The 3,262-nt window shown below is 68.3% G+C and carries 3 protein-coding genes; all 3 read right to left on the bottom strand.

Annotation, left to right across the window (positions count from 1 at the left end; genetic code table 11):
* The coding region (locus GXY47_07275) for a hypothetical protein (GenBank protein NLV30944.1) at positions 1-848 on the bottom strand (848 nt) is incomplete at its 3' end.
* 111 nt (positions 849-959) lie between these two features.
* Positions 960-2,087: a prephenate dehydrogenase/arogenate dehydrogenase family protein gene (locus tag GXY47_07280; GenBank protein NLV30945.1), complete on the bottom strand. Its 1,128-nt coding sequence runs from the start codon at positions 2,085-2,087 to the stop codon at positions 960-962.
* Between the two features lie 10 nt (positions 2,088-2,097).
* Positions 2,098-3,126 carry a 3-deoxy-7-phosphoheptulonate synthase gene (gene aroF / locus GXY47_07285; GenBank protein NLV30946.1) on the bottom strand — a complete coding sequence of 343 codons (1,029 nt, stop codon included), beginning with the start codon at positions 3,124-3,126 and terminating at the stop codon, positions 2,098-2,100.
* Positions 3,127-3,262: the final 136 nt, after the last annotated feature.

The raw sequence follows: 3,262 nt of genomic DNA on the forward strand, positions 1-3,262 counted from the left end.
CCGGCGACGCCGCAGTCGATGTTCATCCGCGTCACCCGCTCCATCGCGGCCAGCAGCTTGTCCGGCTGCCGGTACATGTCCATGATGATGCCCTTGGTCCCGCGCAGGGTGTCGGCCAGGATGTCGAAGGGGGCGTGCGCCTGCCCCCCGAATATGGTCGGGTAGCCGGCCGCCATCGCGTCCCGGTGGAACTCCAGGGCCGGCCCCATCCAGCGCGCGCACTCCTCCCCGTAATCGATGATGGCCCGGTAGGCCGCGCGCACTTCGGGCGACATGGCGGGGTTCAGGAACCGGTTCGGCATCCCGAGGATGAAGGGGGTAGGGGGAAAATCGGCGAAGGGGCCCAGGGCCCCGAGGCTGCGCGGCAGGTACCGGCGCAGGCAGAAGTCGGTCAGGTCTTCGAGGAAAAGGTCGTACTCGTCCGCCTTCATGTACTCCCCTTCGACGAACTGCAGCATCGACGCGCCGTCGGGAAGCCCGTGCCCCGGCCACCGGGTGTTCACCGTGCCGATGAGTGCCCCGGCCTTGGCCGAAGGCACCATCATGGGGGAGGCGAAGGTGTCCGATTCGAATTCGCCGAGGAACTTCCGGAACGCCGCGCAGAGCTTGCGGTTGTCCTCCATCGCCTCCTTGAGCGTCATGCCGGCGTGGTAGATGGGGAAATTGCCCGCCGGAAGAACCAGCGGCACCCGGTCCGGCTTTTCGAGGCTGAACGCCCGGATGAAGCGCGTCACCCTGTCCCGATAGGAGTTTTGCGCCTCGGGGCTTTCAAACCGCACCCCGGGGGCGTCCAGCCACCGCTCGAACCGCTGCTGCCGTTTCTGTTCCGATGTCTTCTTTTCATCCATGTCCGACCGCTCCCGTATGCCCTTGAAAAATGCGCGAATACGCCTGCTGCGGCAAGGAGCGCATCATATCACAAAGGGTGGAAAATCGATCGGCCGGAATGCCGGAATCACCTATTCCGCGGGCTCCGACTGGATGCGGACGCTGTGCCGGACGATGACGGCGAAAAGCTCGTCGACCAGTTCCTCGGGCAGGCCCAGCGACTGCCCCCAGTCCCGGCGCTCGAACATCATGCGCTTCTCCCGCTCCCCGTCGGTCACCGGGGCCGACTGGCGCTTCTTGAGTCTCCCGATCCGGCGCGCGATGTCGATGCGGTGCCCGAGCGCCGTGAGGATCTGGCGGTCGTGGCGGTCGATGATGCTGCGCAGGTCCTGCTTGCGCGGCCGGGCGAGGGTTTCGGGCCCCATCTTCCGCCGCCGCTTCCCCGCCCGGTCCCAGGCCGCGGCCGCCTCATCGTCGAGCATCCTCGTGGTCAGCAGCCCGAGACTCTCCCCGAAGCGGGCGGCCGCTTCCCGGATCGGCCCGGCGTTGGTCTCGAGGATCCCCCTCCAGATGCCGTAATCGGATGCCGCCAGGCGCGTCATGTCGAGAAAACCGCGCCCCGCGAGAGTCTGGAGCATCGCGTGCTCGGCGTCCCCGGCCGCGGCCGAGTGCATGAGGGCCACGGCGATCAGCTGCGGCAGGTGGCTGACCATGGCCATGATCCGGTCGTGCTCCTCGGGGTCGATGGTCACCGGGGTCGCCCGGAGGGTCTCGACCAGCTCGATCAGGGCCAGGAGCGCTTCGGGCGGGGTGTCGGCATAGGGACAGAGGGCGTAGACCCGGCCGTTGAAGAGGAGCGGGTCCGCCGCCTCCACCCCGGAACGCTCCGATCCCGCCATGGGGTGCCCGCCGATGAAGTGGACCCCCGGGGGGAGGAGTCCGGGGGCCTCGTCCATGATCCGTTTCTTGGTGCTCCCCACGTCGGTGACGATGGCGCCCGGGCGCAGGAAGGGGGCCAGGCGGCCTAGAGTGTCGGGGAGCGCCTGGACCGGGGTGGCCACGAGCACCAGGTCGCTGTCGGGGAGATGGGCCCCGGCGTCGTCCATGGTCCCCAGGCACCCGGAGACGGCGGCCTCCTCGAGCGCCGGCAGGCGCCCGGGCAGGTCGAGGCACGCGACGGTCCATTCCGGCCGGCGGTGCTTGAGGGCCAGCGCGACCGAACCCCCGATCAGGCCGCAGCCCACAATCGTCATCTTCATGATCGTCCTTTCAGCGCGTCCTTCCCAGACGCCGTCCAATGGTGGTCGCGATGATGCGGCACCGGTTCATCAGGAGCCCGAACTCCTCCAGTGTAAGGGACTGCGGGCCGTCGGACAGGGCCTTGTCGGGATTGGGATGGATTTCCACCATGATCCCGTCGGCCCCGGCGGCCACGGCCGCCCGGGCCATCGGGGCGACGAAGCGGCGGGTGCCGACCCCGTGGCTCGGATCGGCGATGATGGGGAGGTGCGAGAGGTGCTTGACGACGGGGATGGCCGACAGGTCCAGGGTGTTGCGCGTGGCGGTCTCGAAGGTACGGATGCCGCGTTCGCACAGGATGACGTCGGGGTTCCCCTCGCTCAGGATGTACTCGGCGCTCATCAGCCATTCCTGGATCGTGGCGGCCATGCCGCGCTTGAGCAGCACCGGCTTGCCCGCCTTCCCCAGCGCGGTCAGCAGCGGGTAGTTCTGCATGTTGCGGGCGCCCACCTGCAGCAGGTCGGCGTACCGGGCCACCGTGTCGATCAACTCGATCGTCATGACCTCGGTGACCACGGCCAGTCCGTGGCGGTCGGCCGCCCGACGCAGCAGCTTCAGCCCCTCGAGCCCCAGCCCCTGGTAGGCATAGGGGGAGGAACGGGGCTTGTAGGCGCCCCCCCGGAGGATCTGCGCCCCGGCCGCCGCCGCGGCCCCGGCGCTGGCCTCTATCTGCTCCTCGCTCTCCACCGCGCAGGGACCCGCCATCACCGCGACCTCCATGCCGCCGACGAGGCACGTCTCCCCGACGCGCACGACCGTGTCCTCGGGATGGAATTCGCGGCTCGCGAGCTTGAAGGGGCTGGTCACCAGCACGACTTCACGGACCCCGGGCATCAGGGTGACGGTCCCCATGTCGAGCCGGTTGCGGTCCCCGATGACGCCCAGGATCGTGTACTCTTCACCGTCGGACCGGTGAATGTCCAGCCCCGCGCCCCGGATGATGCGCTCGAGCTCGCCGATCTGCGCTTCCGTCGCCTTGGCTTCACAAATGATGATCATGAAAACCTCCTGATCGGGTAGGAGGGGGCCTCACGGCCCCCGTCCTCCCACACCACCGGACGTACGGTTCCGTATCCGGCGGTTCAGATAATCATAAGGGCTGACGAACCGTTGTCAGCAGTGATAGCAGCCCCAG

The sequence above is a fragment of the Acidobacteriota bacterium genome (genome assembly GCA_012729555.1).
Lineage (GTDB): Bacteria > Acidobacteriota > UBA6911 > UBA6911 > UBA6911 > UBA6911.

What these genes read in the sequence shown, in the direction of transcription:
- aroF (NLV30946.1), bottom strand. Translation starts at nt 3,126, where the DNA reads ATGATCATCATTTGTGAAGCCAAGGCGACGGAAGCGCAGATCGGCGAG.
- GXY47_07280 (NLV30945.1), bottom strand. Translation starts at nt 2,087, where the DNA reads ATGAAGATGACGATTGTGGGCTGCGGCCTGATCGGGGGTTCGGTCGCG.